The following is a 26,260-nucleotide window of genomic DNA, read 5'->3' on the forward strand; positions in this document are numbered from 1 at the left end:
ATGCGGTGGACGCGGGTGTTGCGACTGACGAGCGCGGCATCAGCGGACGGCGAAGTCGTGTGGTTCTGGCGCCCCGACGCTGGCGCTAAGTTCGCGGAGATGATCTGCGGGCGACGGTGGCAAGAAAGCCCGGTCACCGGGAAGAGCGCGAAGTAAGCCGTAAACCATCGCGCAGGGAAAGCCGGTGTGAATCGGTTGAACCTGTGGCCCTACCCCCGTGCTTTTTGCTGCACGGGGCCCACGGGTGCAACCAGCACCCGGCTTTCCCTGCGCCCTCACTTCGACGAGAGGGCGGAAAGTGAAGCAAGACTCGGACGCCATGCGCCGCGAGAACGCGAACTCACATCCTCACTCCACCGTCATGCCCGCGAAGGCGGGCATCCAGTAACCCGCGGCGTCTGGGCATAAGCACTGACGTCTCTGGAATACTGGATCGCCCGCCGGAGCCTGTCATCGGGCGGCCGTTCGGCCGACCCGGTGGCGGACGATGACAGCGGAAAGCTGTTTGAAAATTGAATGGAATCCCTTACCGCGCCACCGGCCGGTCCTGATCGTACAGCACGCGGACGCGGATGGTGCCCTCGACAGCCCTCAGGTCGGCCAAAAGTCCCTCGCCCTCGCCGCCGACGACGTCCGTCTCGAGCACGACATAGCCGACTTCCGGATCGGTCTGCAGATACTGCGCGAGGATGTTGATGCCGTGGCGGGCGACGGCGTCGTTCACCTGGCGCAACACGCCGGGGACGTTACGGTGGACGTGGATGAAGCGGGTGCCGGTGGGACGAGCCGGCAGTTGCACCTGCGGGAAGTTGACAGCCCCGAGGGTCGAGCCGACATCCGAATAGTCGATCAGCTTGCGCGCGACCTCGCCGCCGATGCGGTCCTGGGCTTCCTCGGTGGAGCCGCCGATATGCGGGGTCAGGATCACGTTGGAAAGGCCCTGCAGCGGCGAGACGAAGCGGTCCGCGTTGGAAGCTGGCTCCACGGGGAAGACGTCGACGGCCGCGCCGGCGAGCCGGCCCTCGCCCAGCACGCGGGCCAGCGCCTCGAGGTCGACGACGGTGCCGCGCGAGTTGTTGATGAGGTAGGCGCCCTGCTTCATCTGCCGCAGCTCGCGCTCGCCGATCATGTTGGCGGTGGCCGGCGTCTCCGGCACGTGCAGGGAGACGACGTCGCTTGCCGCCAGCAATTCGTCCAGCGTCTCGACCGGTTCGGTGTTGCCGTGACGGAGCTTGTCGGTCTGGTCGAAGAAGATCACGCGCATGCCCATGGCTTCGGCGAGATTGGACAATTGCGAGCCGATATTGCCGTAGCCGACGATGCCGAGCGTCTTGCCGCGCACCTCGCGGCTGCCCTCCGCGGACTTGTCCCAGCCGCCGCCATGCGCCGCGACCGAGCGCGGGAACACCCTTCGAAGCAGCATCACCACCTCGGCGATGGTGAGTTCCGCCACGCTGCGGGTGTTGGAATAAGGCGCGTTGAACACAGGGATGCCGAGCCGCCGCGCCGCATCGAGATCGACCTGGTTGGTGCCGACCGAGAAGCAGCCGACCGCGATCAGCCGATCGGCCGCCTCGATCACATCGGCGGTGAGCTGGGTCCGGGAGCGGATGCCCAGCATATGCACGCCCGACAGCGCCCGCTTGAGCTCCTTGGCACCGAGCGCCTTCGGCAGGCGCTCGACCTCGGTATAGCCATTGGCGTTGAACAGGCGGACGGCGGATTCGTTCACGCCCTCCAGCAAGAGGACGCGGATCTTTTGCTTGGGCAGGGACAGGGGCATCGGTCGTCCGATCGTGGTCTGGCCGGGCCGATCATCGGAAATTTGCGCTGGCCCGGACGAGCGGACGGATATCCGCCCTCGCCGTCCGAGGCAACCGGAGAAAGCGCGTGCCGCCGCCTTGTGCTCCGGTCACCCGCCCAGCACGTTTCCCCAGCCGTCGAACACGAACTCGCGCCATGCGATCGCCCCGTCGGCGCGCGCGTTGCTGGAGCGGCGGAAGTCGTCGGCTTCGTCGCCGGTCCAGGTGACAATCTCGTCCGTGGCGCGGTCGTGCAGGACCGCCGGCTCGGACGGGTCGAAATACTTCATGGGATGCAGGGTCTCTTGAGCTGTCATGGCCCGACAACGCCTTGGAGACCAGGAAAGTTGCGCTCCATCGATCACATGCATCGCGACTACAACGGTAACGCCATCGATCAGGCACCGAGGGCTTGCAGTCATCGCAATGCCTCAATCAGCTCCAAAGCCTGCCAGCGATCCGACAGATTGGGCGAGTTATCCAAAGTGTCCCTGCAATTCGAACTTGATCGGCAGCAGAGCGGCTCGATCGGCACGAGTGCCCTCGTCGTCGCGGCGGCGTTGCGCTGGACGACGATCGCCCTTGTGGCCGCGGTCTGGATCAGCGCGGCGATCTTCGGCTGCTATATCGTGGCAATCTATCTCGGCGCGCTGGCGGATGGAAATCTCGATCAATGGAACCGGGACCTGCCGCGCCTTTACGATCCGCATTCGTGGATGGCAACGATGGGGATCGGGCTGCATTTTGCGGCCGGCACGGTGCTGCTCCTGCTTGGGCCATTGCAGCTGATCAGGGCCGTGCGGGCGAGCGCGCCGGCGTTTCATCGCTGGGTCGGCCGGCTCTATGCATTGTCCGCGCTCATGGCGGGGTTGGGCGGGCTGGCTTTTATCGCCGTGCAGGGCACGATCGGCGGGACGCCGATGAATATCGGTTTCAGCCTCTATGGCGCGCTCACGGCGATCGCCGCCGTGGCAACCTTCTGGCATGCGCGCATGCGACGCTTCGAGCAGCATCGCGCCTGGGCGATCCGGCTGTTTGCGCTGGTGATCGGATCATGGCTCTACCGGATGGATTACGGCTTCTGGCATTTGCTCGGCCACAACATGGGTCATACGCCCACGTTCGATGGCGGCTTCGACGTCGTGATGGCCTTCTTTTTCTACATTCCCAATCTGATCATAGCAGAAGCCTTCATCCGCGCGCGCCGGCACCGCTCGCCCAGCTATGTCAAACTGGGAGCGGCAATTTGCATGGGCCTCGGCGCGGCGTTCATCGCAGTGAGCACGTATTATTTCACCGCCTTGCACTGGGGACCGAGGATTGTGCAGAGGCTTCTGACATTGTGACGGAGCGCGCTCGGCCCGGTGGCTTCAACTCCGCCCAGAGAAAAGACCGGCGGGCGTTACGCCGCCGGTCTTCTCTTGCAGCTGCCGGCTCCCGGAGTCCGGTTCCGCTGCAGATTGCCGTGCCCTTAGGCTGACCGCGATAAGTTTAATAAAGTCCTAACAAAGCAAGAGTGGGCCAGATCACACTCTACCGGCAACCCCTCGGCGCACAGAACCGGCGCTCACGTCACCGAAAAATTACGGAGCCGTTCATTGCGCGATGAGTCGCATGATGCATTCGCGCATCACTGCACATTGTTTGCGCGCCGCGCTTAACCATTGCGCGTTGCTTGTCTTAGGGAACCACCGACTCAGTGCTACCATGCAGTGCATACCGAAACAGGAGCGCTTCGGATGCCTTGCTACAGCTTTGATCTCGTCATTGGTGAAGAGTTCAAAAATCAGGGCTCGATCATCCTCGAGGACCTGCACGTTGCCTCCGACAGAGCCGACCAACTCGCCAACGAGCTCTCACAAGTCAAACCCGAATTGAAATCGAGAGGCTGCGCGGTTCGCGTCACCGACATCGACAACGTGGAGCTCTATCGCACGCCACTCGATCCAATTCCGGCGTGGCGCTCCGCAAGGAGGATGTGAGTAACAACACGTTCTAAACCGCATGAAGGCGGACGGCGCGAACGCGATCCGCCTTCGTCTGAAAAGGCCGGCGGCTCACACTATGCCAGCCGGACTGCTACTACATCACTGTCTGGAAACGTGACGCCTCGCGGACGGGCGCGCGTGTCGCACCGGAGGCGCCGCAACCGACAGGTCGACACGGCCGACGGACGCCAGTGCGTTCTGCGGGTACGAATTAGAGCCGACGCCGAGGCTCTGATAGAATGCCTGCGCGCCAGGCTCCTGCACCGCCTGTTGCGCAACCACTGGAGTTGCGACCACGGCCGATACCAACGCAACCGCGCTAAACAGTTTGAACCTAGTCATTGCCTATTCCCCTTTCGATTGACCAAACCAATAGCGTTTGAATTCGCCAACGTTTCGAAGTCGTCGTGGCGTTCGCACGTGCACATAGCGATCAGGCGCTCACGTTCAATCGAATGATGATCATCATTTAAAAACATCATCGTGATCGGGCGCCACGGGCCCGTGAGCTCGACGAGGTCGAGGCATCCGCCTTGCGCGTCATTGGAAGAATCTTCGCCGTGACGGCGGCCTGCGAAACCAGGCCTTCCTGATCGGGGACTGAAATAGAATGATCTTCCCAGACACCGACTGCCGCTGCACGCCTTAGTCCGCCGAGCCGACTCTCTTGCGATTTCGATCGGCCGTTCACGAGTTGCTGAGCTGCTAGCCAGCTGTACGACGCGATCACGCGTTGGCTGTATGGCGCGCTATCATTCTCGCATTCGACGCAATAAGCGCACCGTCCACCGCGAACGGTGCATGGCCGCGCGAGTTGCGGACACGGAATTCGCAGGGTGAATTAGCGTGAGCGTAATCTGCCAGATCAAGCGGCCAACAATCGATCGAACTCCGCTGGGGCGTACGATTTCCCCTCTTCGTCCGTGATCACCACCTGCCAGCCAGCGCTGGCGAACACGCGCGCCTTGGCGACGATGATCAATGAACTCTGGCGTTCGACCCTGACCTTCTCGTTGTCGCGTTCTGCGATCATCCTGTAGGACAAATTCTTTATCCCTTTGCGCCTGTTCCGTCCTTGCCAATAGCCAATAGGCTTTGGCCGCAATTCGCCCGGAACGTGACGATTTGATGGAACTCGCCAACGCGCCTTCGGCCGACGGGTGCATAGCGGAAGCGGCAACAAAAAAGCGGCCCCTTGGGGGCCGCTCTCCTGTCGCCACTCCGTTCCTCAGTAGGGATCGTAGCCGTAATAGGCGTACGAATCATAGGGCTCGAACGGCGCTGCGGCGATCGCGGCCGCTGTGCCGATCGCGCCGCCGACGACGCCGGCCGCGACCTCGCCTGGACCCGGCCCATAATACGGTCGGTGATAGACCGGTCCGTAATAGACCTGCCGATAATACCCCATGCGGGGATAGCGGCCGGTGTTATAGGGCGTGCCGACGCCATAGCTGCCGGTCAGGTAGCGCGAATTCGGATAGTTGAATCCGATCGAGCCCGGTTCCTGTGTAACGCCCTGCGCCATCAGGGGCGTGGCGAACGTTGTCGCCAATGCCGCGGCGGCGCCCAATAATGCAAGCTTCTTCATCGCTCCTCCTCCAATATGCCCCTTCGAAAGCGGCAACGATGGAATGAGGACGCCGTTCCCATTTTTCGTTCAACGGGCCCTGAAGTTCCGGTTCCTCCGCGCTCCGACGCTCGCGGGTAGAGCGCTTTCGAGCGGAGTGAAACGCGTCAAAACAGGAATCTAGATCTTGCTCTCCACGGCGTGCCGCACACGCGGCAACTTCGTCCGTGCCGGCGCGGTGCGCCGCTTGGCAATCCACAGATAAATGCCGCTGCCCAGCACGATGATGGTGACGAGATCAAGCAGCGCCCAGACGATCTTGAGCGGCAGCCCGCCGTAGTCCCCGAAATGCAGCGGTCGCGAGACCTGCAGCGCCCTCAGATACCAGGGCACCTGCGGGGCAATGATGTTCTCGCCATTGTTGGCGTCGACCAGCACCGGCTGCAACATGCGCGCCGTGAATGGCGTTGCGCCCTTGGTCCAGACGATGACATGTTGCGGGCTCCCGAAGCGCGCCGAGGTCGGCATGGTGACAGATGTCACCAATCGGTCGGGAAATTTTTCACGCACGCGGCTGACGGCCGATTGAACGGAGGGTATCGGCGCGACCGGCTTGCCCTGGTACGGGGCGAGCAGAACCGGCACGAGTTGCGCGCGCCACAGGTCAAACAGCGGCGTCGCCAGCGTGTTGATCGTGCCCGTGATGCCAACCACCACGGCCCAGGTCACCGTGACGATGCCGAGCAGATTATGCGTGTCGAGCCATTTGAGCCGCGGCGATGATCCGCGTCGGATCGTGCCAAAATCCAGCCGCCGCATGAACGGCCAATAGACAATGATGCCCGAGATCAGTGACACCACGAACACGAGCCCCATCACGCCGAGGAACAATTCGCCCGGCAAGCCCGTGAACATGTCCTTGTGGATGCGCAGCACGATATCCATGACGTCCTGATGCGGCGTCTCCTCGCCGAGCACCTCGGCCGTGCGCGCATCGATGGTCACGCGATGAAACTGGCCGGGCGCAGGAATGGCGGTCGGCGACATCGCGACTGTGACCAGTGGTTCGGTCTGCTTCAGATTGGCGAGGAGGACGAACTGGCCGGGATAGCGCTGCTTTGCCACCTCGATCGCCCGATCAAGCGAGGCGCGGGGCGTATCGGCCGGCATCTCGGGCGCCGCGATCTCCTCTTCAAGGAGTTCGTCGATCTCGTCATGGAAAACCAGCGGCAGGCCGGTCACGCACAGCATCAGCAGGAACACCATGCTGATGAGCGAGGTCCAGGTGTGAATGCGCGACCACAGCCGGATTGTTTGCGGTCGGGCCATGGGCGCGTCTACCAGCGACAGCCCACTGCGCCCGCGACGGTGCGCGGGCTTGTGCATTGGCAGCCGCTAGTCGTGGTGCAGGCCATGGCGACGCGGTCGGTAATGCGCTTCACGTTGAGTGCCGAGTTCATGCCTAGGGACTGACGGTAATGGTAGCGGATACCGCCGCCCGATCCCCAGCCATCCAGCTTGCCGGACTGGACAGCGCAATCCACATAGACGGGTGCGCGTTGCCGCGCAACCAGAACCGGTACCTTGTGCCGCACGACCATTGCGGTCGAAGTTGGAATTATTCCAATTGAGAACAGCGGCATCAAAAGCAGGGCAATCGCGGCCGACCGCGCCACCGCAATTGGCGGCGAGCAAAAAAGAAAGCCCCGCCTCCACGTGGAAGGCGGGGTTGAAGTTCATTGGGTAAGAAATCCGCACGCAATGGACTCAAAGCGCGGGACGTAGCGTTACGAATTTTATCGACGCGACAGGTGCCGACAACGTGATTAAAGCGCCGAGAGCAAGGGAGATTTTCCCGACAGCGACGGAGAAAATTCCCGGCCAGCGAGCCCACCGGGCTAATGGAGCACGTCGAGCCTGACGTTGGTGAGCCCCTTGCCGACCATTCCGAGTTCTTGCGCGGCGGAATAGGAGACGTCGACGATCCGCCCCCGCACATACGGACCGCGGTCGTTGACCCTCACGGTCACCGAGCGGCCGCTTTTGACGTCGGTAACGCGAAGCTTGGTGCCGAACGGCAAGCTCGGATGCGCCGCGGTCAATTGATTCTTGTCGAACTTCTCTCCGCTCGCGGTCTGCGAATCCTCACTGTAGAAGCTCGCGACACCCTGGGATGCGCCTTTGGCATCGCCGCTCTTGCGCGACGCGACCCGCGTGTACTTTCGCGTCGCCGCCACCCGCTTCTTCATCGCGACCGCCGCGGTGCGGGTCTGCACGAACGATGCCTGCCTGCTCGCGCCGATTTCCGATCGTTGGCCGACGACGGTTGACTGCGCACAAGCCGCCAACGAAGCGGCCCCGAGGACAACCGCAAAGAGTCGCGTGGCTCTCCACACAGGACCGGACGACACCAGGTGCGCCTCAACCTGCGCCCGCCCCCTGATGTCGACGTACGAATTTACGGCACGGTCGAAACACATGTTGCATCCCCAACTCGCGCCCCTAGCCCAAGCCGAAATCCAACGGCCTAAGGGCGAACTCCAATCGGGGCGTAACCGGGGCAGGAAGCGACAGCGCGCGTTTACCGTTGCGCAATTCCGTCGAGGTGTGGTGATTGCGCCACAGCCGGCGCTGTCATTCCGGGCGGAATGCGCGCGAAATACGCAGGCCCGAATCAAATAGCTGCAGGCGCAACGCGAAAACGCATTCCGGGTTCGGCGCTAACGCGCCGCCCCGGAATGAGAGATCGTGAATTGGGTCAGATCAAATCAGCCGCGACGGGCGCTGAACGGCCCGACCGAGGCCGTGCCAGCGGCGGGCGGCAGCACGACGACGGTCGCGCCCGGCTTCACGCGGCCAAACAGATCGATCACGTCGGCATTGGCCATGCGGATACAGCCGGAAGAAATCGCCTGCCCGATGTATTCCGGCTGGTTGGTGCCGTGAATGCGGTACAGCGTGTCCTTGTTGCCCTGGTAGAGATAGAGCGCCCGCGCGCCGAGCGGATTGGCCGGACCGCCGGCGACACGCGACGGATAAGGCCCGAGCCGCTCCTGGATCTCCCTGGTCGGAACCCAGTCCGGCCACTCGGCCATGCGGCCGACGGTGGCTACGCCGGAGAAAGCCATCGCCTCCTCCCCGACCGCCACGCCGTAGCGGATCGCCTTGCCATCCGGCAGCACATAGTACAGATAGCGCGCGTCGGTATCGACCAGGATCGAACCCGGCTGTTCCTTTCGCGTATAGTCGACGATGTGGCGCTGGAACTGCTGCGGGATCGAAGCCTGCGCGTAAGGCGGATGGGCCAGCAATTGCCGATCGCGCGGCGTCATGTTGGCATCTGTGGATGGCGACAGCGTCGCCTGCATGCAGCCGGCAAGCGTCACCGCCCCCGTCAGCAGAACCGCGAGCCCCAGTCTCGACACCGCACGTCTCCCCTGCGTTAACCTGTTACCCAGTTGTTGCCAGAATAGTGCTGAAATCAAGGCAAAGCGTGTTGGAACACGTCTGTTTGATTGAGCCGGCACGTTCTGCCTTGCCTCGGTTGCACGGCGCCTCGGTAGACGCTAGCCTCCCCGAAAAAACAGGAGGTTCCCGAGGATGCGCTATACTTTGTTAATCGCAGGCCTGCTGCTCGCAGCGCAGCCTGCGCAAGCCGATCCGCGGTCGGCCTATGTCGCGCTGGTGCTGCAGGCATTTGCCGCCAAGGTCGAATGCCCCAACACCGATCTCGTCTATCAAGACCTCGTGCAGAAGGCCGAAGAGATGCACCTTCCCGATGGAACCACGGAGAAGGTGCGCAAGGCGATCGCTTTCCTACACACTGGCGGCAAGATGGGCGAGCGCCAGGACGACGAACTCATGGCCGAAGTCGCGGTCGCCACACAGGCCACTGACCTCAACCAGCGCAGGCTGGGGATGACGACCTGGTGCGAAGCGCAGAAGACTCACCTCACTGGCTTCATCCGCCCGAAGAACTAGCCGCGCGCCCGATGCCCGAGTTCCAGCGGAACGCGGCGGCGTGGGCGGCCCCAGACTCTCCCTCCTCTTGCCTTGCTTTGGTCAAACCTGACTGGAGTCGTGGGGCCGATGGTTGACGTAATGTAAATCCGCCGGCCGCTTCCTGAGCGGGTGGCATTGGACTGAAGATGGAGCGCCAATGCTTTCCACGCTGAATGCCAAAGAATCCGATCCGCACGATGTGTTCGTGATCGATCCCGAAGTCGTGCTGGCGACCCGCGGGGATCGTGCACCACCAACTCCGCGCACTGAGGTGAATCACGCGCCGGCACCGCAGAGCTACGCGGCATCGAGCGTCGCTGCGCCATCGCTGGATAGCAGTTTTCGCGTGACGGCCAGCGATCACATCCAGTTGCCGAGCGAGCCTTCGGCCTTCGCCAAATGGGCCAAGCGCGCCACGATGGCCTTCCTGTTTGCCTTGATCAGCGCTTTCGCGGCGGCAGCCTGGAAGCATCATGGCGACACGGCCAAGCAGATGATCGCTGAGTGGATACCGCAGTTCTCGCTGTTGTCGTCACCTTCGGAAGACGCAACGGCCTCCGCGGAGCAACCGGCTCCCCCCGCTGTTCAGACCGCCACGGAGCAACCGCCCGCGCCCGCCGTTCAAACCGCCTCGACCGATCAGGCGGTCGCGCAGCCGGAGGCCCCGACCCAGGCTCAGCCCGCGGAAGCCGCCGCGCCGACGACGGCCGCCGCCCTCCCTGCCGATTCCTCGCAGTTGCTGCAGTCGATGGCGCACGATCTCGCGACGATGGGCCAGCAGATCCAGCAGCTCAAAGCCAGCATCGAGCAGCTCAAGTCTGGCCAGGATCAGATGGCGCGCGACATCGCCCGGAATGCCGAGGCCAGGGTTTCGGCACAAGCCGTGCAGCCGCGGACGGCGGCTCCCCCGCCACGGCCGGTTGCAGCGCCCGTGCGCAGGCCGAAGCCGCCGGCCTACCCGCCGGCACAAACCGCGGCTGCTGCTCCGCCGCCACTGCCGCCGCCGTCCGCACCGGCCCCGGTGCAAACGGTACCCGCGCCGCAGCCTCAAGCGCAGGATGGCGGGCCGGTGGTACGACCGCCGATGCCGGTGCGTTAACTCGTCAGCTCAGCTCTGGTGGGGGCCGCGCATGATCTTCATGGCGGCTTCGATGTGACGCCATTCTCGGGCCTCGTCGTCGTCGCCTTGACTCTCGCAGGCCTGCGCCTTCTGCGCCGCACGGGCGATCGCCTCGAAGCCGTGCTGCTCCAACATCTGCCGCGCGATCACGTGAATCTGCGTCTCCGACATCATGTCGCTCTCCCGATGTTGCTTGCTCCCGTGGTCACCCTGCTGGTTGGTGTGGGGCTGCAGCTCTTCTAAACCGCCGAACCGCGGCCTCGTTCCCCCGGTCAGAGGGCGCTCGTCATTTTCCGATCGTTAAGCAAAGCTCGGTACGCTGGGCCACTCGGCAAAAAATTTCCACAATTGCTTATAGAAAAATCTGCATCGAAAAGGAGAACCTCCGATGCGGATCGCAACAGTGATCTTCGCCGGTTCGGTGGCCGCGTTCGCGCATTTTGCGACGCCGGTGCTTGCGAAGAACTCAGAAACCCAGTCCGACGCCCAGAAGACCGACGCCAAGCAGGCTGCATCGCCGTGCCGCGCCTATCAGAAGGCGGCCGACGGTTCATGGCAGGAAATGCCCTGCCAGGAGATGGGCGCGCCTGCCGAGACCAAGCGCAAATCGGCAACCGGTAATTCGGATCAGCGAACGCGTTAGCTGGAGAGCGTTTTCAAGCGACGTGGACACCGGTTCGCGTAGCAATCAAGCTTGCGCAGATTGCGTAGACTTGTCTGCGCAGAAAACGCGGTCAAAAGAGAGCCTAATTTAGAGCTTCGGTTCTGATTCGATCGGAACCGAAGCTCCAGGCGTCCGCTCGCCTCATCAATAAGGCGGCTTCTTGCGCGCCCGCTGCTCCTTGGCAGCTTCGACCCACCACATGAGGTCATCGGCAAAGCGCGGGAACGCTCGCTCCAGCGCCTTGCCGCCCTCGCCGATCGGCTTTCCGTCCTCCGACAGGGTCTGTGCGATCGGCCCAGCGCCGATCGTGCTTGAAATCACCACCATGCCCATCTCGGAGAGCGTGCCATGCCAGGCGGTGGCGGCACGCACGCCGGAGAAGCGTCCGGCGGAATAGCTTGCGATCGCGGCGGGCCGCCAGAACCACTCCTCCAGGAAATGGTCGGTGAGATTCTTCAGCCCCGGCTGGATGCCCCAATTGTATTCGCCAGTGATGAACACGAAGCCATCGGCCTCGCGGATCTGGCCGGCAAGCTTCTCCAGCGCCGTGGGCGCCGCCCCATTGGGATATTCCTTGTACATGCGGTCGAGCATCGGCAGCCCGACCTCCTTGGCGTCGATGAATTCGACGTCCTCGCCGCGAGCGCGCAGGCCTTCAACCACGAAGCTCGCGAGCCGAATGCCCATGCGGTCGGAGCGGTAGGAACCGTAGAAGACGAGGATGCGGTGGGCCATGCCGGTCACTCCGATTGGAAAGCGTCAACGCGGGATTAATCCGCGCTGGTTATCATGGAGCTATACGCTCCTTTATTGTCCAGAATGGCATCAATAACATGAAAATTGGAACTCTCCTGACCACCGCGATCGTCTCGCTGTCGGCCGTGGGCGGTGGACTGGCCGTCTATGTCGCGGCCTCGAAATACCAGACGATGCAGAATGTATCGGTAGCGCAGGAGCGGCTCGCAATCGCGCGCGCAATCAGTGACATCCCGCGCTATCTTAATTCGGAGCGTGGCTTCACCACCAACATCCTGTTCGGGCCGCCGGTGGTCGATCCGAAGCAGCGGGCCGATCTGAACGAGAAGATGCGCACGGCGACCGATCGCGCCCGCGACAAAATGACCGCGCTGCGCAAAGCGCTACCCGGCTCGCTCGACGACGGCGAAGCGATTGGCGCCGGCATCGATGGGCTGAACGCGAAATTCAACGCGCTGCGAGAGGCGATGGACAAGGCGATCGACGGCCCGGCGGACGCGCGCAAGGACGCCGCCAGGAAGATCATCGCCGACAATGCGGTGCTCAATAATGCCGCCGCCTCCCTGCTCGACGGCCAGGTGCGCAAGATGGCCCTGATCGACGGCGACGCCTACCGGCAGGCGGTCTACGCCAACATCGCCTGGTCGCTGCGCGACGTCGGCGGCTTCAATGCAAGCCAGCACAAGAACCTCGTCGGCGCCAGGCGCGCAGCGACCGAGACCGAGAAGGTCGATCTCGCCCGCGCCCAAGGACGCGCGGACCAGGTGCTGATGTCGCTGCAGGAGCTGCGCGGCAATCCGAACCTACCCGCCAATGTCACAGCCGCGCTCGATCGCATGAACGAGGCCTATGTCGATCGGTTCGGCAAGGAGCTGAAGCTCGTGAAGGAAGGTGCGGCCAGCGGCAAGTACGAGCACGATGTCGATACTTTCTACGCGGAATCGCAGCGTGGGCTCAATTCGATCATCGAGGTGCGCGACGCCTTCTATGACAACGCCGGCCAGGTGCTCTCCTCCGCTTATTCCTCTGCGCGGCTCAGCTTCCTGATCGCGCTCGCCGGCCTGATCGCCGTGCTCGCCGCCAGCGGCGCCCTCGTGATGATGGTGCACCGCCGGGTCTGCAGGCCGATCGTGGAATTGACCGCCAGGATGTCGCGGCTTGCCGCCGGTGACGTCGCGGACGAGATCGCCGGCGCCGAACGCGGCGATGAGATCGGCGCGATGGCGCAGGCCGTGCGCGTCTTCAAGGACAACATGATCAAGGCCGATCGCCTTGCTGCCGAGAAGGAAGCCGAGAACCAGATCAAGATGCGCCGCGCGCAAGTGCTCGACAACCTGACTCACGCGTTCGAGGAGAAGGTCAGCGAGCTCGTCGGCGGGCTCTCGGCCGCCTCCGCCACCATGGAGGAGACCGCGCAGTCGATGTCCTCGACGGCATCGGCCACCAACCAGCAGGCTGCTGTGGTGGCGGCGGCCTCCGACCAGACCTCGACCAATGTGCAGACGGTTGCAAGCGCGACCGAGGAGCTGACGTCCTCGATCTCGGAAATCGGCCGCCAGGTCACCCAGTCGACCGAGATCGCGGCGCGCGCCGTGGAGAATGCCCGCCGTACCGGCGATACCGCCCGCTCGCTTGCGGAAGGTGCGCAGAAGATCGGCGATGTCGTCACGCTGATCCAGAACATCGCGGCGCAAACCAATCTGTTGGCGCTGAATGCGACGATCGAGGCCGCGCGCGCCGGCGACGCCGGACGCGGCTTTGCCGTGGTTGCCTCGGAGGTGAAGTCGCTGGCCGGCCAGACCGCGAAAGCGACCACCGAAATTTCCGAGCAGATCGCCACCATTCAGGCGGCAAGCGACGAGACGGTGAAAGCGATCCAGAACGTCGTCGACGTCATCACCGAGATCGACCAGATCGGCACCGCGATTGCCGCCGCGATCGAGGAGCAGGGTTCGGCGACCAAGGAGATCTCGCGCAGCGTCCAGGAAGCGGCGCGCGGCACGCAGGAGGTCAATTCGAACATTTCCGGCGTGCAGCGCGCGGCCGACGACACCGGGGCGGCCGCCAACCAGGTGCTCGGCGCCGCCGAACAGCTTTCTGCGCAATCGCGCGATCTCGCCGGCCAAGTCAACCGCTTCCTCGCGGAAGTCCGGACAGCGTAATCGCGGGCATGGGTTGTCGATTTGGCGGAGCAATCGGCGCGCTACCAACTTGATCGGAGCAAAATTTCGATATCCAATCCGCCCCGCCACTTTGGCAAACAGGGAGAGAAGCCATGCTCAAGCGGATAATGTTGGCAGCGGTCGTTACGACCTTTGCGATGGGCGCGGCGTTCGCGCAGGAATCCTGCGAGAGCAAGGCCGTCGGCAAGGACGGCAAGGCGCTGTCGGGTGCGGCGAAGACCTCGTTCATGAAGAAATGCGCCACCGATGCCTGCGAGGCCAAGGCGGTCGGGTCCGACGGCAAGAAGCTCGCCGGCGCCGCGAAGACCAGCTTCATGAAGAAATGTCAGAGCGGCGCATAGGAGACAAAAGCCGGAACGTCAGTTCTGATTGAATCGGAACTGCCGTTCTAGATTCGGTGCGGTCAGCTTCGGGAACGCCGCGACCTCGCCAGCGTCTCGGACGGCGATTCGCCAAAGTGCGACCGGTATATTCTGGAAAAGTCGCTCAGGTGCCAGAAGCCATAGGCGAGCGCGCAGGCCTTGACGCTGTGAGCGCCGGCCAAGAGGTTTTGGCGAACGAGCCAGAGCCGGCGCAGGCGGAGATATCGGTGCAGGCTCATGCCCCGATAGCGCTGCACCGCATCGTGCATGGTGCGCACTGACACGCCGATCTCACTGGCAAGGTCGCTGCTATAGATCGGCTGCGCGAGATCGCTGGACAGGATCGCCTGCACATCCTTGAACACCTTGAACTGCCGCGCAGTATTCGCCCGCGCCATCCACTTGGCCGGCACCACCTCGGCGAATGCATGATCGATCGCAGCCATCAGGGATTCGCGGATCGCCACTGCGACGCCAGGAACATCAGGTGCTTCGGCCAAATGCGGCGCGATCGCCAGGACCTCCCGCACCAATTGGCGCAGCCGCCATTTCGCGGTCTCGCTGGTTTCGTAGAGATTGAAACTCGGCCCGGTTTTGGGCCAGCCGCGATCCTCGACAGTAGGCTTGAAAACGATCGAGGCATATTGCCGGGGCGTTCTCTCGAGCGCGCTGTAGGCCGCCCCACCGCTCCCGATCACCAGCAACGAGCGATCATGCTCCACACCGTTGAAGCGAATGGCGGCACCATCGTCCATCGGGAACCCGACGGCTGTCGTGTTCGGCGCAAGCTGCACATCAATCACGCGCGGGAACGCCTTGGTGTAGTTCAGATCGCAGCCTGGCAGGTTCAGGATGGTTTGCTCGGCTGAAATCTCCCGCGCGAGCGGAATGCACTCCACCTGCACGTTTCGAATGAAGCTCCGAAACGTGTCGATATCATTGAAGCGAAATACCTTCGGCACCAGCGTCGGCGCCGGTGAATGATCATTCATTGAAAATTGTTCTGTAAGACCAACACCCGTCGATGGCGGGCATCCATGCCGCACTGCAAAAAGGCGGGCGACCTTCGCTCGACGATTCGTTCCGTCACCCTCCTATTCGCTAGTTGGGCCGCGGCTCCGTAGAAAGACAACGCGGCAAAATACCATTGCCGAATTTCGATACTGTTTTGTGGTAGAATTTTGGCGAGGATACAACCTTAAAATACCAATTTACAGTGGTAATTAACAATCTAGGCGCGAAATCGGCTGACGGACAGCGACGTCCTCCAGCGGATTATTGGTGCCGCCATGACTGCCATTGCCTCGACCGAGCTTATTGCGGAACTTGAAGATGTTGTCAGAGCCGGCTCACCCGAACGCCGCATCCGGATATTGCGGCAGGTAGCAAGCCTGTTCCTCGCGGACGCCGACCGGCTCAGCGAGCACCAGATCGATATATTCGACGACGTCCTGGTCCGCCTGATCGGGACAGTCGAAGCGCGTACGCTGACCAAGCTCAGCGCTCCCCTCGCCGATCTGAAGTCTGCACCAAAGGAGGTGATGCGCCGCCTCGCCCAGCACGAGGACGCGGCGGTCGCCGTCCCGATCCTTCGCAAGTGCGAATGCCTGTCTGAAGACGACCTCATCGAGGTCGTCAGGACCCGCGGCGAAAAACACCTCGGCGCCATCGCCGGCCGCAGCGTCGTAGGCCGCGCCCTCACGGATACCCTGCTGATGCGCGGCGACGCTGCCATCTGCTGCATCCTCGCGAGGAATCCCGGCGCGCACTTCTCCGTCGCGGGCTTTGCGACCCTGGTCGAGATGGCCCTGCGCGATGACGATATCGCCGACGCGCTGGTGCAGCGGCCGGATCTGCCGCGCGATGTGCTCTGCGAGCTGGTGGCAAAGTGCAGCCCGTTCGCGCGGGCCCGACTGCTTAAGACCGCGCCGCCCGAGCGGCATGTCGTGGTCAGAACCCTGATCGAGGAGACCGCCGCGCGCGGGCGCGCTCGCAAGCCTGCTGCGATCGACTATTCCGAGGCAAAAGCTGCGGTGCTCGCGCTCAACAATGCCGGCCAATTGAACGATTCCATCGTCAACCGTTTCGCGATCCGGCGCGACCATCGCAGCGTCGTCGCTGCGCTGTCGCTGCTGGCAGCCGTTCCGATCGAAACCATCGAGCCGCTGATGGATATGGAGGATTGCCACGGACTGGTCCTCGCCTGCCGGGCATCGCGGCTCGATTGGCAGACCGCGGTCGCCATCATCAGGAGCCGCAAGGGCGTCAAGCCGGTTTCGCCGCAACAACTCGAACAGGCCAGGGAGGCCTTCGACACGCTTTCGCTTTCCACCGCGCAGCGCGCCATCCGCTTCGGATCCGTAAGCGACCTCGGCGCCAGGCCCTTGTCCGCCGATACGCCTTCAGCAGGGGGAGTGCATTGATGGCTTATGGAAACCGAAGAGCCGAGCGGGTTCACTTCGAGCACCGCTATCCCGTCAACCTGATGGGCGTCGACGGCACCTGGCGGCGAAGCTGCGTTCTGCTCGACGTATCGCAAACCGGTGCCAAGCTCGAGGTCGACGGCCCGCTCGACGTGCTGCGGGCCCAGGAATTCTTCCTGATCCTGTCATCGAGAGGGCTCGCGTTCCGGCGATGCGAACTGGTCCGGGTCGAGGGGACTAACATCGGCGTGAAGTTTGTCGCCGAAAGAAAGAAGAAAGGGCGCGCCATCATTCCAAAGTGAGAATGTCCGCGGCGCAATTTCCCAGGGAGAAACGACCGATGTCCGTACACAAGATCGCAGCTTTCTCCGTCACCACTGATTGTGCGGAGCCGCTGCGCGGAATTGTCGAGATCGACATGGCCGGAACGACGCTGCGATTCGAACTCAACGAGGAGCTCGCGCACATTCTCTGCAGCGATCTCGATCAATTTCTCGCCCAGGCCCAGCAGCGGGCTTTGAACAAGATCTGAAACAATGACGACACCATCTCGATGTCCGTTTATGTTGTAGCCGATACGCAGGCCGGGCTTTCGTCATTGCGCGCCATGCTGCAGGCGAAGCATCACGTCGCGGGGGATTTGCTTGGCACGGCCAGCGTTCGCGGCAATGACGTCGCGGCCGTTGTCGTCAACGCCGACCTGCGTGTCGTCGACAACATCACCGCGCTCAAGGCCTTGTCGAGCACGTTCTCGCGTATCCCCAAGCGCATCTTCGTCCTCAACGAGCGCAGCCGGCTGGCGGTGGTCCAGGCCCACGCCCTCGGCGCGACGCATGCATTGCTCAGTCCGGTCAAGCCGGCCCAATTGCTGGCAAAGCTCGCGCGCAACGAGACCCCATCGATCGTTCCGAGCGAACCCGCGTCGAGCAGCCGGGAGGCTGCGTCGGTTGGAGCTGCGAGCTTCGCCTCGATGTTCTCGGCAGTCACCTGCGGCTGGACCGTCAATGTCGCGGAGGCCAGGGACGCCGGCAGCGTGATCGCCGAGACGATCGCCGAGCATGGACTGTCCGACTGGCTGGCGACGGTTCGCCGTCATCACGAGGGCACCTACCAGCACTGCCTGCTGGTCACCGGCATCGCCGTCGATTTCGGCCTCAGCCTCGGCATGGCAAAGATCGATATCGAGCGGCTCTATGCGGCCGCGATGTTTCACGATCTCGGCAAGGCACGGATTCCGCTTGCCGTCCTGGACAAGCCCGGCAAGCTCGACCCCGAGGAGCGTGCGCTGATCGAGACCCATCCTGCCGCCGGCCATGCCGTGCTGAAGGGTACGCCCGGCATCTCGGCCGAAATCCTCGATGCGGTGCGGCACCATCACGAATTCCTTGATGGCAGTGGCTATCCGGACGGGCTTTGCGCCGAGAGCATCTCCGATATCGTCCGCATCCTGACCATCTCCGACATCTTCTCGGCGCTGATCGAACAGCGGACCTATAAACAGGCGATGCTGGTCGAGGCGTTCAGGGACGTCGCCCTGAACCGCTGATCCGCCCTCGAGGCTAGCTCCGCAGCCCCGGTGCTTCCTGGCCGGTGCGGGCGACATATTCGGTATAGCCGCCGCCATATTGGTGGATGCCGTCCGGCGTCAGCTCGAGAACGCGATTGGAGAGCGCGGCGAGAAAATGCCGGTCGTGCGAGACGAACAGCATCGTGCCGTCAAACTCCGACAGCGCGTTGATCAGCATCTCCTTGGTCGCGAGGTCGAGGTGGTTGGTCGGCTCGTCCAGCACCAGAAAGTTCGGGGGATCGTAGAGCATCTTCGCCATCACCAGCCGCGCCTTCTCGCCGCCGGACAGCACCCGGCACCTCTTCTCGACGTCGTCCCCTGAAAATCCGAAGCAGCCGGCGAGCGCGCGCAAGGAGCCCTGCCCGGCCTGCGGGAACGCATCCTCGAGCGACTGAAACACCGTGCGCTCGCCGTCGAGCAGATCCATCGCGTGCTGCGCGAAATAGCCCATCTTGACGCTGCCGCCGAGCACGACCGTGCCGTTGTCCGGCTCGGTCGAACCCGCCACCAGCTTCAGCAATGTCGATTTGCCCGCGCCATTGATGCCCATCACGCACCAGCGCTCGCGCCGGCGGATCATGAAGTCCAGTCCTTCATAGATCCGCTTGCTGCCGTAGCCTTTGTGGACGCTCTTCAACGCGACGACATCCTCGCCGGAGCGCGGCGCCGGCTGGAATTCGAACGCCACAGTCTGGCGGCGTCTCGGCGGCTCGACCCGCTCGATCTTGTCGAGCTTCTTGACGCGGCTTTGCACCTGGGCGGCGTGGGAGGCCCGCGCCTTGAAGCGTTCGATGAACTTGATCTCCTTGGCCAGCATCGCCTGCTGGCGCTCGAACTGCGCCTGCTGCTGCTTGTCGGCCATCGCGCGCTGCTGCTCATAGAACTCGTAGTCGCCGGAGTAGGTGGTGAGCGCGCCGCCGTCGATCTCGATCACCTTGCCGATCACGCGGTTGATGAACGCGCGGTCGTGCGACGTCATCAACAAGGCGCCCTCATACCCCTTCAGGAACTGCTCGAGCCAGATCAGGCTTTCGAGATCGAGATGGTTGCTCGGCTCGTCCAGCAGCATGACATCGGGCCGCATCAGGAGGATGCGCGCCAGCGCCACGCGCATCTTCCAGCCGCCCGACAGCGCGCCGACGTCGCCCTCCATCATCTCCTGGCTGAAACCGAGGCCTGACAGCGCCTCGCGCGCCCGCCCTTCGAGCGCGTAGCCGTCAAGCTCCTCGAAACGTCCCTGCACCTCGCCATAGCGCGCGATGATGTCGTCCATCTCGTCGGCGCGGTCAGGATCGGCCATCGCCGTCTCGAGCTCTTTCAGCTCGGCCGCAACGATACTGACGGGACCGGCGCCATCCATCACCTCGGCGACCGCGCTGCGGCCGGACATCTCGCCGACATCCTGGCTGAAATAGCCGATCGTAATGCCGCGATCGACCGCTACCTGCCCTTCATCAGGCTGGTCCTGCCCCGCAATCATGCGGAACAATGTCGACTTGCCGGCGCCGTTCGGGCCGACGAGACCGATCTTTTCACCCCGGTTGAGCGCTGCGGAAGCTTCGATGAAGAGGATTTGGTGGCCGGCCTGCTTGCTGACGTTATCGAGACGGATCATTGCGCTATCTGGTGGGGACATATGATGCGGGCGCTCTTAGTCGATTTCGCCCGCCAGCGCAAAGATGTTACGAGATCAGCTAGTGGCGCTTGAAATACTGCACCTCGCGCTCGTGCCTTTCGGCCGCGGCGCGCGTCTTGAAGGTGCCGAGATTGCGGCGCCTGCCCGTCTTCGGATTGACCTTCCGTGAATAGAGGCGGTATTCGCCGGATCGCAATTTGCGGATCATGATCGGGTCTCCTTTGCCCGATGAACCACAACGAGCGGCCTCGGTTCCGTCACGGCTTGCGCTGTGGCGGAAACATCTGATTGGCGAATGGCTCCCGGCCGGTGGGAACACGGATCGCGATGAAACTTCGGTTCATCGACGAGTGGCAAGAATTGCAGCCCTCGGTCAGATCGCCGAGGGCCTTTGCAAACTTGCGACCGTCCTTCGCTGCGATCGCATCGGAAACCGACTGCAGCGGATCCTTCAGCGTGGTGACGTTGCTGACGGGGATACCGGAATACTGCATGGCGGCTTCGGCGAGACTGGACTCGAGCTGGCCAAGTTCATAGGCCGCAAGCTGCCAGTTCTGAGCCTTGCCAGCCAACCATAGTTTCTGGTGCTGCGATAGCGCTGCGCTCATGATGTCACCAAGCCGCGGAATATACTGGTCGGTCGAGGAAGGCCGTTTCAGATCCGACTGCGCCACCGCCAACGGCATCGATGCCGCCAAGAGCAGCACCGCCACCACACCGCGCCATTTCATTGCAAGACTCCATTTCTTCCCCGCGGCAGCGACCGCAGAACATTGTCTTGCTGCAGCCTACCGAGGAGAGTCATGAGGGTCTTGCGCTTGATCAATGCCCCTGCGGAATTCGACCAAGCTGCGCAACAGACGGCCGGGCTACCATTGATCGCGCTAGGAGCATTTTCGGTTCTGATTGAATCAGAACCGAAGCTCTAGATTCTTGTTTTCACGCGTTTTCTTCACGCGAACCGGTGTCCGCTTCGCTCGAAAACGCTCTAGAAACAGAGATTCGTGACGACGTTGCCGCGCTTGTCCTTGATCGTCATCGGACATCGCGCCCGCTCCAGCGCCTTCTTGGCGTCCTCGTCGCCGAGCGCGGCCGCGCGCTCGTAATAGGCTTTCGCGGCGTCCGAGTCCTTCGGGCCCCCGCGGCCGGATTGCGCGAACGCGCCCATCCGCTCCAGCGCGCCGGCGTGGTTCTGCGCCGCCGCCTTCTCGAACAGCGCGCGCGCCGCGACATCATCCTTTTCGCCGCCGTTCCCTTCGGAAAGCATCAGGCCGAGCTGATATTGCGCTTCGGGATTGGTCTCGGCCGCCTTCGCGAGCAATTCGCGGGCACGCGCCGGGTCGGCCGCCGAGGAGCCGCCGAGCGCTGCCAGATTGGTGACGCCGCGCGGATTGCCGGCCTGCGCCGCGCGCTCGAACAGTTTGCGCGCCTGCGCCTCGTCTTTCGCGACGCCCGCACCGGTCCCATAGAGCACGCCAAGCTCGACCATCGCCGAGGTCGAGCCCTTGTCGGCCGCCTTGCGCCAGGACGAGACCGCCTCCGCCGCTTGCCGATTGGCCGCATAAGCGCGCCCGAGCTGATACATCGCCCGACGCGAGGATTTCGCCGCGACCGCGCAGTATTTGATCGCGGTCGCAATGTCGGCCGAGGCGACCTCCGGCACGCCCTTGACATCAGCAGGCTTGTCGGGATCCGAGGGATCCGCCGCAAGGCGATCGCAGAGCACGAGGTCGGCCGATTGCGCATGGGCAAGGCCCGTCACCGCGCCAATCATGAGGGCGGCAACCAGATAGCAGGAAAGTCGTTTCTTCATGCCGCTACGTTGCTTCGGCGGCCCGGCAAATTCAAGGCTGCCGATGGCGGCAAAGCCCCCGTTCGACAGCCTTGTGAAAATCGCAGGTCCAGAGCGTTTTCGAGCGAAGTGGACACCGGTTCGCGTGAAGAAAACGCGTCAAAACCAGAATCTGGAGCGTCGGTTCTGATTGAATCAGAACCGACGCTCTTAGGCTGCCCGGCCGAACAGCATGCGTGATGCAATTGCCGGCGTCTCGAACGTGCCGGACTTCGGCAGGCTCTTCAGCACGGCATCAAAGCGAGCGGCGGTCTTTGCGGCGCCGGCCGACGTCGGATGCAATTCGTCGCGCCACTCGTTCTTGCCGATCGCCCCGCGCAGGTCAACGTAGCGATAGTTCGAATAGGTCGCGGCAAAGCCCGCAAGCCCCTTGTTGAAGGCATCGGTCATGATGCGCATGATCGCCTGGCAGAGGTCGGCCTGGAAGGTCGGGTCCAGTCCCACGAACATCATGCCATTCCCGATCCATGGGCCGCTGCTGCGCGGGAGCGCGTAGTCGTAGCCGTGGCCGACCATGATGACATCGGGCGCGCGCAAATGGACGCGCTGGATCAGCGACTCGTAGCTCTGCAGCACCAGTTTGAGGTTTTCGTAGAATTCCGGCTTGACGTAGTAGGCGGCATCCGACGGATTGGCGTGATCGGGATCGAACAGGTTGAGGAAGCGCGCAACACCGCCTTCCCCTCCGAGCATGTCGTTTCCTCCGCCGGAAAACAGAAACGTATCCGCCCGCCCGGAGATCAGCGCGGGCCAGAACTGGCCTGCCTGGGTCATTTCGGTGAGCGTATCGCCCCAATGCGCCAGATTGCTGATGGGATAGGCGTCACTCTGCTCGAGCTCGTCGATCAGCGTCGGAGGCATGATCAACGGCGGCAGCCGAAACCATGAATCGCCCTCGGCGATAAGCGGGACCTTGCGGCCAAAACCTTTTGGCGGGGTGGTCGGAGCAAGTCTTTCGTCTCGGCCGATCGACGCGTCATGCGCGAGCGCGTCGGCCAGCCTGGCGGATTTTTCGATCCCCTGAAGATCAACGGCGGCGCGGTTCAAACCGACCGTGAAATCGAACGGCCGCCGCGGATTGGGCTGGGCGATAAAGAAATTCGAAATATCAGCGTCGCTGATGCTGCGGTTCTGGATCTTTTCGACGACGGCGTGGAATGGCGTCTTGCCGCCGGCAGACTTTGGCTTCTTGGCCATGGCAATTCCCTCCAATGGAATGCCATGAGCATGACACTACCTTAAGTTTGCATCAACTCGATTGGCACCTCGGGGAGAATCGCAAGCGGCCCGCGGCCATGCGTCAAGGTTCTAGTCCCTCTTCGCGCAGCACCGGCGCGACCTCGGCAGAAGCGAGATAGCGCAGCAGGCGGTCGGCCTGCCCCGCCTTCTGCGAGCCTGTCATGCGACCGGCGGAGAATACCGCTGCCGTCTGCAATTCGCGCGGAATTGATCCGACGACCTCGACGCTCGCAACCTGCTTCAATTCGCTGATCTGCTGCACGGCGAGATCGGCCTCATCAGTGATGAGCCGTTCCGCAGTGAAGCCCGATGGAATGATGGTTGCACGAGCGTTGACCTCTGCCGCTATCCCCAATCGTTCGATCAGTTGCGCAAACAGGATGCCGCTGGCGCCGATCCTCGAATAGGCAATCGACCGTGCGCCAAGAAGCGCTGCGCGCAATGCGGCCTCGCTGGCGACGTCAGGGTGAACGGCGCCCGCCCGCACGGCGATGCCGACATAGGAGCGCGCGAGATCGACGGAGCTCTCCGCGGCTACGCGTCCTTCGCGCACGAGCTCGGCTAGGCCTTCTTGCGTCAGGATGAGGACGTCGGCGCCCTCGCCGCGCCTGATCCGCTCGAGCAGCGCCAGAGTCGGCGCGAAATCGGCATCGATCCGCACCCCGCTGGAGGCCTCATACTGTCCGGCAAGACGGACGACCGCGCCTTTCAGCGCCAGTGTCGAGAGCAGGCGAATGGTGTCAGGCATCGCGTGCTACAGGCGGCGCATCAGCTTCAGCACCGCGGTCAATCGCAGGCTGCGCTTGCCGGCGAGCGCGGTTGCTTCCAGCACCGCTCCCTCTTCATCACAGGTGCCGGAAAAGCCGATGCCGACTTCGTGGCCGCCGAAGATCGGATTCTCTCCCCTGGTCGGCGTGTGTTCCTGGTTGAGGATCTGGCCTTTCCAGCGGCCCTTCTCCGAGAAATAGGTGCCGAGATAATAGAAGCACGCGTCGCCGCCGACGATGCGGCCGTCCTTGAGCAACATCACGCCGGTCAGGCCGCCCGAAATTCCATCCAGCAGGCGGAGATGGATCGAATAGAGGCCGTTGGCGATCCCACCTTCGCCGACCCCACCGGCGATCGGGATTTCCTGCTCCTCGATCGGCGTCAAGACCGCCTGAAACGGCACGCCGGGCACCTCCCGCAATCCGCCCTCGAAACGATAGGTATCGCCATCGGGTCGGCCCCGCGCCACCAGCGTCGCATCATCGGTGCCGGCCATCGCGGGATAATTGGGATCCGGGTTGTGGCGCACGGTCCTGACCACGACCGAGACGTCGTCGCCGCTTTCCTCGTAGGTGCCGATATGGGCGAAGGCCGAGTTGCCGCCGAGCATCTTGCCGTCGTGGGCGTGCATCACGCTGCGGCCGACCGCATCGTTGAGCTGAAACCTGACCTTGTAGAAGCCTCCGAAACCCACGTCGGTCCCCGGCCTGCGCGCATCCGAACCTACCCTATCGCGCTTTGGGCGAGGTCGATACCGGCTTATGCTGAACAAAGCGTGTCGATGCCTGGAAGCGCAACCAATCCAATGTCATTAAAATGCAAACGCCCGCCAAAGCCGTCCGGCTTTGGCGGGCGTTGTTACGGCCCCGGGCGCCCCCAGCCCCTGGCCGGGAGCCCGGTTAGGCGGCTGCCTTCTTGTCGGTCGGGACCTGGGAGATCGTCTTCAGGATCTGCGAAGCAATCTGGTAGGGGTCGCCCTGGGAGTTCGGACGGCGGTCTTCCAGATAGCCCTTGTAGCCGTTGTTGACGAAGGAGTGCGGAACGCGGATCGAAGCGCCGCGGTCGGCCACGCCGTAAGAGAAGGTATCGATCGAGGCCGTCTCGTGCTTGCCGGTCAGGCGCATGTGGTTGTCAGGACCGTAGACCGCGATGTGGTCGGCGCGGTTGGCCTTGAAGGCCTCCATCAGCGCCTCGAAGTACTCCTTGCCGCCGACTTCGCGCATATAGGCGGTCGAGAAGTTGGCGTGCATGCCGGAGCCGTTCCAGTCGGTGTCGCCGAGCGGCTTGCAGTGGAATTCGATGTCGATGCCATAGCTCTCGGTCAGGCGCAGCATGAGGTAGCGGGCCATCCACATTTCGTCGGCAGCCTTCTTGGAGCCCTTGCCGAAGATCTGGAATTCCCACTGGCCCTTCGCCACTTCGGCGTTGATGCCCTCGTGGTTGATGCCGGCGGCCAGGCAGAGGTCGAGATGCTCTTCCACGATCTTGCGGGCGACGTCACCGACGTTCTTGTAGCCGACGCCGGTATAGTACGGACCTTGCGGCGCCGGATAGCCGCTGGACGGGAAGCCGAGCGGGCGACCGTCCTTGTAGAAGAAATACTCCTGTTCGAAGCCGAACCATGCGCCGGCGTCATCCAGGATGGTGGCGCGCTTGTTGGAGGGATGCGGAGTGACGCCGTCGGGCATCATGACTTCGCACATCACCAAAGCGCCGTTCGTGCGCGCGGCGTCGGGATAGACAGCGACCGGCTTCAGCACGCAATCGGAGCTGTGGCCTTCGGCCTGCATGGTGGAGGAGCCGTCGAAGCCCCAGAGCGGAAGCTGCTCGAGCGTCGGAAACGACGCGAATTCCTTGATCTGCGTTTTGCCGCGCAAATTCGGTGTCGGCGTATACCCGTCGAGCCAAATATACTCGAGCTTGTACTTGGTCATTGAGCCTCTCTGTTGATGATGCAAAAACGTGAGGAGCCGAAGCCCAGTCGGTTTCGCCCCACGCGTACCCGGCCACCATCGGCCAAGGATTTACCAAGCAATTTGAATGCCAATCGCGGCCGTGCGGGACCGAGCTTCTGGGGAAAAGTCCAGACGGCTCGCTGTCATTTTCGCTGCGACATAGGAGCGCGGCTGGCATGCGCACCAAGCGGCCAAATGACGCTTAGACCACGCGGTCGTCGCTCGATTCTCCGGCAATTTCGGCCAGGTGCCGACCCTGCGATTAAAGCCTCGGCAGGCTGCTTCGACATTCCCCGGACGCGCCGCTCCGCGCCAGCAACTTTCGGCCCGGCTCAAGCGTTAGTCACCTGCTTCGTGCCTCACACGGAGCAAAACC

Annotated in this window: 30 protein-coding genes; 11 read left to right on the forward strand and 19 right to left on the reverse strand. The window is 63.1% G+C overall.

Features of this window, described 5'->3' with window-relative positions; all coding sequences use genetic code 11:
• Positions 1-526: 526 nt before the first annotated feature.
• Both serA and I6F35_RS03155 read right to left on the reverse strand, forming a co-directional pair.
• Positions 527-1,783 carry a phosphoglycerate dehydrogenase gene (serA, locus tag I6F35_RS03150; protein WP_225116190.1) on the reverse strand — a complete coding sequence of 419 codons (1,257 nt, stop codon included), beginning with the start codon at positions 1,781-1,783 and terminating at the stop codon, positions 527-529.
• A 129-nt stretch (positions 1,784-1,912) separates the two neighbouring features.
• Positions 1,913-2,092 carry a hypothetical protein gene (locus tag I6F35_RS03155; protein ID WP_225116191.1) on the reverse strand — a complete coding sequence of 60 codons (180 nt, stop codon included), beginning with the start codon at positions 2,090-2,092 and terminating at the stop codon, positions 1,913-1,915.
• Between the two features lie 195 nt (positions 2,093-2,287).
• Here I6F35_RS03155 and I6F35_RS03160 point away from each other — a divergent pair, with 195 nt between their 5' ends.
• Together I6F35_RS03160 and I6F35_RS03165 are read left to right on the forward strand one after the other, a co-directional pair.
• Positions 2,288-3,148 carry a DUF2306 domain-containing protein gene (locus tag I6F35_RS03160; protein WP_225116192.1) on the forward strand — a complete coding sequence of 287 codons (861 nt, stop codon included), beginning with the start codon at positions 2,288-2,290 and terminating at the stop codon, positions 3,146-3,148.
• Between the two features lie 393 nt (positions 3,149-3,541).
• Positions 3,542-3,784, forward strand: coding sequence for a hypothetical protein (locus I6F35_RS03165; RefSeq protein ID WP_225116193.1), 243 nt, complete (start codon positions 3,542-3,544; stop codon positions 3,782-3,784).
• Between the two features lie 105 nt (positions 3,785-3,889).
• On the opposite strand, the gene I6F35_RS03170 is transcribed toward I6F35_RS03165, so the two are convergent.
• The 6 genes from I6F35_RS03170 to I6F35_RS03195 all read right to left on the reverse strand — a co-directional run bounded on the left by I6F35_RS03170 (position 3,890) and on the right by I6F35_RS03195 (position 8,725).
• Positions 3,890-4,132: a hypothetical protein gene (locus tag I6F35_RS03170; RefSeq protein ID WP_225116194.1), complete on the reverse strand. Its 243-nt coding sequence runs from the start codon at positions 4,130-4,132 to the stop codon at positions 3,890-3,892.
• Between the two features lie 523 nt (positions 4,133-4,655).
• A complete protein-coding gene (locus I6F35_RS03175) occupies positions 4,656-4,835 on the reverse strand; it encodes a hypothetical protein (RefSeq protein ID WP_225116195.1) in 180 nt (59 codons plus the stop codon).
• A 183-nt stretch (positions 4,836-5,018) separates the two neighbouring features.
• On the reverse strand, positions 5,019-5,378 hold the full coding sequence (locus I6F35_RS03180; RefSeq protein ID WP_225116196.1) for a hypothetical protein: 360 nt from the start codon (positions 5,376-5,378) through the stop codon (positions 5,019-5,021).
• 159 nt (positions 5,379-5,537) lie between these two features.
• Positions 5,538-6,686, reverse strand: a complete 1,149-nt coding sequence (locus tag I6F35_RS03185) for a PepSY-associated TM helix domain-containing protein (protein ID WP_225116197.1) — start codon at positions 6,684-6,686, stop codon at positions 5,538-5,540.
• A 569-nt stretch (positions 6,687-7,255) separates the two neighbouring features.
• Entirely contained in the window at positions 7,256-7,837 is a 582-nt protein-coding gene (locus I6F35_RS03190) for a septal ring lytic transglycosylase RlpA family protein (RefSeq protein WP_225116198.1), read from the reverse strand.
• A 288-nt stretch (positions 7,838-8,125) separates the two neighbouring features.
• Complete coding sequence (locus tag I6F35_RS03195) at positions 8,126-8,725, reverse strand: L,D-transpeptidase (protein WP_225116455.1); 600 nt, start codon at positions 8,723-8,725, stop codon at positions 8,126-8,128.
• Positions 8,726-8,957: 232 nt separating this feature from the next.
• On the opposite strand from I6F35_RS03195, the gene I6F35_RS03200 reads away from it, so the two are divergent.
• Complete coding sequence (locus I6F35_RS03200; protein ID WP_225116199.1) at positions 8,958-9,338, forward strand: hypothetical protein; 381 nt, start codon at positions 8,958-8,960, stop codon at positions 9,336-9,338.
• Between the two features lie 178 nt (positions 9,339-9,516).
• Positions 9,517-10,458 (forward strand): hypothetical protein, encoded by a 942-nt coding sequence (locus tag I6F35_RS03205; RefSeq protein ID WP_225116200.1) that lies wholly within the window; start codon positions 9,517-9,519, stop codon positions 10,456-10,458.
• Positions 10,459-10,467: 9 nt separating this feature from the next.
• Here the strand turns inward: I6F35_RS03205 and I6F35_RS03210 are convergent, their stop codons facing one another.
• Positions 10,468-10,653 carry a hypothetical protein gene (locus I6F35_RS03210; RefSeq protein WP_225116201.1) on the reverse strand — a complete coding sequence of 62 codons (186 nt, stop codon included), beginning with the start codon at positions 10,651-10,653 and terminating at the stop codon, positions 10,468-10,470.
• A 214-nt stretch (positions 10,654-10,867) separates the two neighbouring features.
• On the opposite strand from I6F35_RS03210, the gene I6F35_RS03215 reads away from it, so the two are divergent.
• Positions 10,868-11,122 carry a hypothetical protein gene (locus I6F35_RS03215; RefSeq protein WP_225116202.1) on the forward strand — a complete coding sequence of 85 codons (255 nt, stop codon included), beginning with the start codon at positions 10,868-10,870 and terminating at the stop codon, positions 11,120-11,122.
• Between the two features lie 165 nt (positions 11,123-11,287).
• Here I6F35_RS03215 and I6F35_RS03220 read toward each other — a convergent pair whose 3' ends face one another.
• Positions 11,288-11,878 (reverse strand): NADPH-dependent FMN reductase, encoded by a 591-nt coding sequence (locus tag I6F35_RS03220; protein ID WP_225116203.1) that lies wholly within the window; start codon positions 11,876-11,878, stop codon positions 11,288-11,290.
• 98 nt (positions 11,879-11,976) lie between these two features.
• Here I6F35_RS03220 and I6F35_RS03225 point away from each other — a divergent pair, with 98 nt between their 5' ends.
• Together I6F35_RS03225 and I6F35_RS03230 are read left to right on the forward strand one after the other, a co-directional pair.
• Positions 11,977-14,061: a methyl-accepting chemotaxis protein gene (locus tag I6F35_RS03225; RefSeq protein ID WP_225116204.1), complete on the forward strand. Its 2,085-nt coding sequence runs from the start codon at positions 11,977-11,979 to the stop codon at positions 14,059-14,061.
• Between the two features lie 113 nt (positions 14,062-14,174).
• A complete protein-coding gene (locus I6F35_RS03230; RefSeq protein ID WP_225116205.1) occupies positions 14,175-14,423 on the forward strand; it encodes a hypothetical protein in 249 nt (82 codons plus the stop codon).
• 62 nt (positions 14,424-14,485) lie between these two features.
• Here the strand turns inward: I6F35_RS03230 and I6F35_RS03235 are convergent, their stop codons facing one another.
• Positions 14,486-15,436, reverse strand: a complete 951-nt coding sequence (locus tag I6F35_RS03235) for an AraC family transcriptional regulator (RefSeq protein ID WP_225116206.1) — start codon at positions 15,434-15,436, stop codon at positions 14,486-14,488.
• A 297-nt stretch (positions 15,437-15,733) separates the two neighbouring features.
• Here I6F35_RS03235 and I6F35_RS03240 point away from each other — a divergent pair, with 297 nt between their 5' ends.
• The 4 genes from I6F35_RS03240 to I6F35_RS03255 are packed head-to-tail and all read left to right on the forward strand — an operon-like array spanning position 15,734 to position 18,413.
• The gene (locus I6F35_RS03240; RefSeq protein WP_225116207.1) at positions 15,734-16,867 is read left to right on the forward strand and encodes a DUF2336 domain-containing protein; all 1,134 of its coding nucleotides are present in this window, start codon (positions 15,734-15,736) and stop codon (positions 16,865-16,867) included.
• On the forward strand, positions 16,867-17,169 hold the full coding sequence (locus tag I6F35_RS03245) for a PilZ domain-containing protein (protein WP_225116208.1): 303 nt from the start codon (positions 16,867-16,869) through the stop codon (positions 17,167-17,169). Before I6F35_RS03240 ends, I6F35_RS03245 begins: the two co-directional genes overlap by 1 nt.
• Before the next feature lie 38 nt (positions 17,170-17,207).
• Positions 17,208-17,399 (forward strand): hypothetical protein, encoded by a 192-nt coding sequence (locus tag I6F35_RS03250; protein WP_225116209.1) that lies wholly within the window; start codon positions 17,208-17,210, stop codon positions 17,397-17,399.
• 21 nt (positions 17,400-17,420) lie between these two features.
• The gene (locus I6F35_RS03255) at positions 17,421-18,413 is read left to right on the forward strand and encodes an HD domain-containing phosphohydrolase (RefSeq protein WP_225116210.1); all 993 of its coding nucleotides are present in this window, start codon (positions 17,421-17,423) and stop codon (positions 18,411-18,413) included.
• A gap of 13 nt (positions 18,414-18,426) precedes the next feature.
• On the opposite strand, the gene I6F35_RS03260 is transcribed toward I6F35_RS03255, so the two are convergent.
• The 8 genes from I6F35_RS03260 to I6F35_RS03295 all read right to left on the reverse strand — a co-directional run bounded on the left by I6F35_RS03260 (position 18,427) and on the right by I6F35_RS03295 (position 25,863).
• Positions 18,427-20,049, reverse strand: a complete 1,623-nt coding sequence (locus I6F35_RS03260) for an ABC-F family ATP-binding cassette domain-containing protein (RefSeq protein WP_225116211.1) — start codon at positions 20,047-20,049, stop codon at positions 18,427-18,429.
• A 79-nt stretch (positions 20,050-20,128) separates the two neighbouring features.
• Entirely contained in the window at positions 20,129-20,278 is a 150-nt protein-coding gene (locus tag I6F35_RS03265; RefSeq protein WP_225116212.1) for a hypothetical protein, read from the reverse strand.
• Positions 20,279-20,327: 49 nt separating this feature from the next.
• Positions 20,328-20,801 (reverse strand): hypothetical protein, encoded by a 474-nt coding sequence (locus I6F35_RS03270; protein WP_225116213.1) that lies wholly within the window; start codon positions 20,799-20,801, stop codon positions 20,328-20,330.
• A 257-nt stretch (positions 20,802-21,058) separates the two neighbouring features.
• Complete coding sequence (locus I6F35_RS03275) at positions 21,059-21,844, reverse strand: tetratricopeptide repeat protein (protein WP_225116456.1); 786 nt, start codon at positions 21,842-21,844, stop codon at positions 21,059-21,061.
• Positions 21,845-22,072: 228 nt separating this feature from the next.
• Positions 22,073-23,119 (reverse strand): GDSL-type esterase/lipase family protein, encoded by a 1,047-nt coding sequence (locus I6F35_RS03280; protein WP_225116214.1) that lies wholly within the window; start codon positions 23,117-23,119, stop codon positions 22,073-22,075.
• Between the two features lie 103 nt (positions 23,120-23,222).
• A complete protein-coding gene (locus I6F35_RS03285) occupies positions 23,223-23,909 on the reverse strand; it encodes a substrate-binding domain-containing protein (RefSeq protein ID WP_225116215.1) in 687 nt (228 codons plus the stop codon).
• Between the two features lie 6 nt (positions 23,910-23,915).
• Positions 23,916-24,560 carry a GrlR family regulatory protein gene (locus I6F35_RS03290; protein WP_225116457.1) on the reverse strand — a complete coding sequence of 215 codons (645 nt, stop codon included), beginning with the start codon at positions 24,558-24,560 and terminating at the stop codon, positions 23,916-23,918.
• A gap of 268 nt (positions 24,561-24,828) precedes the next feature.
• Positions 24,829-25,863 carry a glutamine synthetase beta-grasp domain-containing protein gene (locus I6F35_RS03295; protein WP_225116216.1) on the reverse strand — a complete coding sequence of 345 codons (1,035 nt, stop codon included), beginning with the start codon at positions 25,861-25,863 and terminating at the stop codon, positions 24,829-24,831.
• Positions 25,864-26,260: the final 397 nt, after the last annotated feature.

The sequence above is a fragment of the Bradyrhizobium sp. BRP22 genome (genome assembly GCF_020194175.1).
GTDB lineage: Bacteria > Pseudomonadota > Alphaproteobacteria > Rhizobiales > Xanthobacteraceae > Bradyrhizobium.

What these genes read in the sequence shown, in the direction of transcription:
- serA (WP_225116190.1), bottom strand. Translation starts at nt 1,783, where the DNA reads ATGCCCCTGTCCCTGCCCAAGCAAAAGATCCGCGTCCTCTTGCTGGAG.
- I6F35_RS03155 (WP_225116191.1), bottom strand. Translation starts at nt 2,092, where the DNA reads ATGAAGTATTTCGACCCGTCCGAGCCGGCGGTCCTGCACGACCGCGCC.
- I6F35_RS03165 (WP_225116193.1), top strand. Translation starts at nt 3,542, where the DNA reads ATGCCTTGCTACAGCTTTGATCTCGTCATTGGTGAAGAGTTCAAAAAT.
- I6F35_RS03170 (WP_225116194.1), bottom strand. Translation starts at nt 4,132, where the DNA reads ATGACTAGGTTCAAACTGTTTAGCGCGGTTGCGTTGGTATCGGCCGTG.
- I6F35_RS03180 (WP_225116196.1), bottom strand. Translation starts at nt 5,378, where the DNA reads ATGAAGAAGCTTGCATTATTGGGCGCCGCCGCGGCATTGGCGACAACG.
- I6F35_RS03185 (WP_225116197.1), bottom strand. Translation starts at nt 6,686, where the DNA reads ATGGCCCGACCGCAAACAATCCGGCTGTGGTCGCGCATTCACACCTGG.
- I6F35_RS03190 (WP_225116198.1), bottom strand. Translation starts at nt 7,837, where the DNA reads ATGTGTTTCGACCGTGCCGTAAATTCGTACGTCGACATCAGGGGGCGG.
- I6F35_RS03195 (WP_225116455.1), bottom strand. Translation starts at nt 8,725, where the DNA reads ATGCAGGCGACGCTGTCGCCATCCACAGATGCCAACATGACGCCGCGC.
- I6F35_RS03200 (WP_225116199.1), top strand. Translation starts at nt 8,958, where the DNA reads ATGCGCTATACTTTGTTAATCGCAGGCCTGCTGCTCGCAGCGCAGCCT.
- I6F35_RS03205 (WP_225116200.1), top strand. Translation starts at nt 9,517, where the DNA reads ATGCTTTCCACGCTGAATGCCAAAGAATCCGATCCGCACGATGTGTTC.
- I6F35_RS03210 (WP_225116201.1), bottom strand. Translation starts at nt 10,653, where the DNA reads ATGATGTCGGAGACGCAGATTCACGTGATCGCGCGGCAGATGTTGGAG.
- I6F35_RS03215 (WP_225116202.1), top strand. Translation starts at nt 10,868, where the DNA reads ATGCGGATCGCAACAGTGATCTTCGCCGGTTCGGTGGCCGCGTTCGCG.
- I6F35_RS03220 (WP_225116203.1), bottom strand. Translation starts at nt 11,878, where the DNA reads ATGGCCCACCGCATCCTCGTCTTCTACGGTTCCTACCGCTCCGACCGC.
- I6F35_RS03225 (WP_225116204.1), top strand. Translation starts at nt 11,977, where the DNA reads ATGAAAATTGGAACTCTCCTGACCACCGCGATCGTCTCGCTGTCGGCC.
- I6F35_RS03230 (WP_225116205.1), top strand. Translation starts at nt 14,175, where the DNA reads ATGCTCAAGCGGATAATGTTGGCAGCGGTCGTTACGACCTTTGCGATG.
- I6F35_RS03235 (WP_225116206.1), bottom strand. Translation starts at nt 15,436, where the DNA reads ATGAATGATCATTCACCGGCGCCGACGCTGGTGCCGAAGGTATTTCGC.
- I6F35_RS03240 (WP_225116207.1), top strand. Translation starts at nt 15,734, where the DNA reads ATGACTGCCATTGCCTCGACCGAGCTTATTGCGGAACTTGAAGATGTT.
- I6F35_RS03245 (WP_225116208.1), top strand. Translation starts at nt 16,867, where the DNA reads ATGGCTTATGGAAACCGAAGAGCCGAGCGGGTTCACTTCGAGCACCGC.
- I6F35_RS03250 (WP_225116209.1), top strand. Translation starts at nt 17,208, where the DNA reads ATGTCCGTACACAAGATCGCAGCTTTCTCCGTCACCACTGATTGTGCG.
- I6F35_RS03255 (WP_225116210.1), top strand. Translation starts at nt 17,421, where the DNA reads ATGTCCGTTTATGTTGTAGCCGATACGCAGGCCGGGCTTTCGTCATTG.
- I6F35_RS03260 (WP_225116211.1), bottom strand. Translation starts at nt 20,049, where the DNA reads ATGATCCGTCTCGATAACGTCAGCAAGCAGGCCGGCCACCAAATCCTC.
- I6F35_RS03265 (WP_225116212.1), bottom strand. Translation starts at nt 20,278, where the DNA reads ATGATCCGCAAATTGCGATCCGGCGAATACCGCCTCTATTCACGGAAG.
- I6F35_RS03270 (WP_225116213.1), bottom strand. Translation starts at nt 20,801, where the DNA reads ATGAAATGGCGCGGTGTGGTGGCGGTGCTGCTCTTGGCGGCATCGATG.
- I6F35_RS03275 (WP_225116456.1), bottom strand. Translation starts at nt 21,844, where the DNA reads ATGATTGGCGCGGTGACGGGCCTTGCCCATGCGCAATCGGCCGACCTC.
- I6F35_RS03280 (WP_225116214.1), bottom strand. Translation starts at nt 23,119, where the DNA reads ATGGCCAAGAAGCCAAAGTCTGCCGGCGGCAAGACGCCATTCCACGCC.
- I6F35_RS03285 (WP_225116215.1), bottom strand. Translation starts at nt 23,909, where the DNA reads ATGCCTGACACCATTCGCCTGCTCTCGACACTGGCGCTGAAAGGCGCG.
- I6F35_RS03290 (WP_225116457.1), bottom strand. Translation starts at nt 24,560, where the DNA reads ATGCACGCCCACGACGGCAAGATGCTCGGCGGCAACTCGGCCTTCGCC.
- I6F35_RS03295 (WP_225116216.1), bottom strand. Translation starts at nt 25,863, where the DNA reads ATGACCAAGTACAAGCTCGAGTATATTTGGCTCGACGGGTATACGCCG.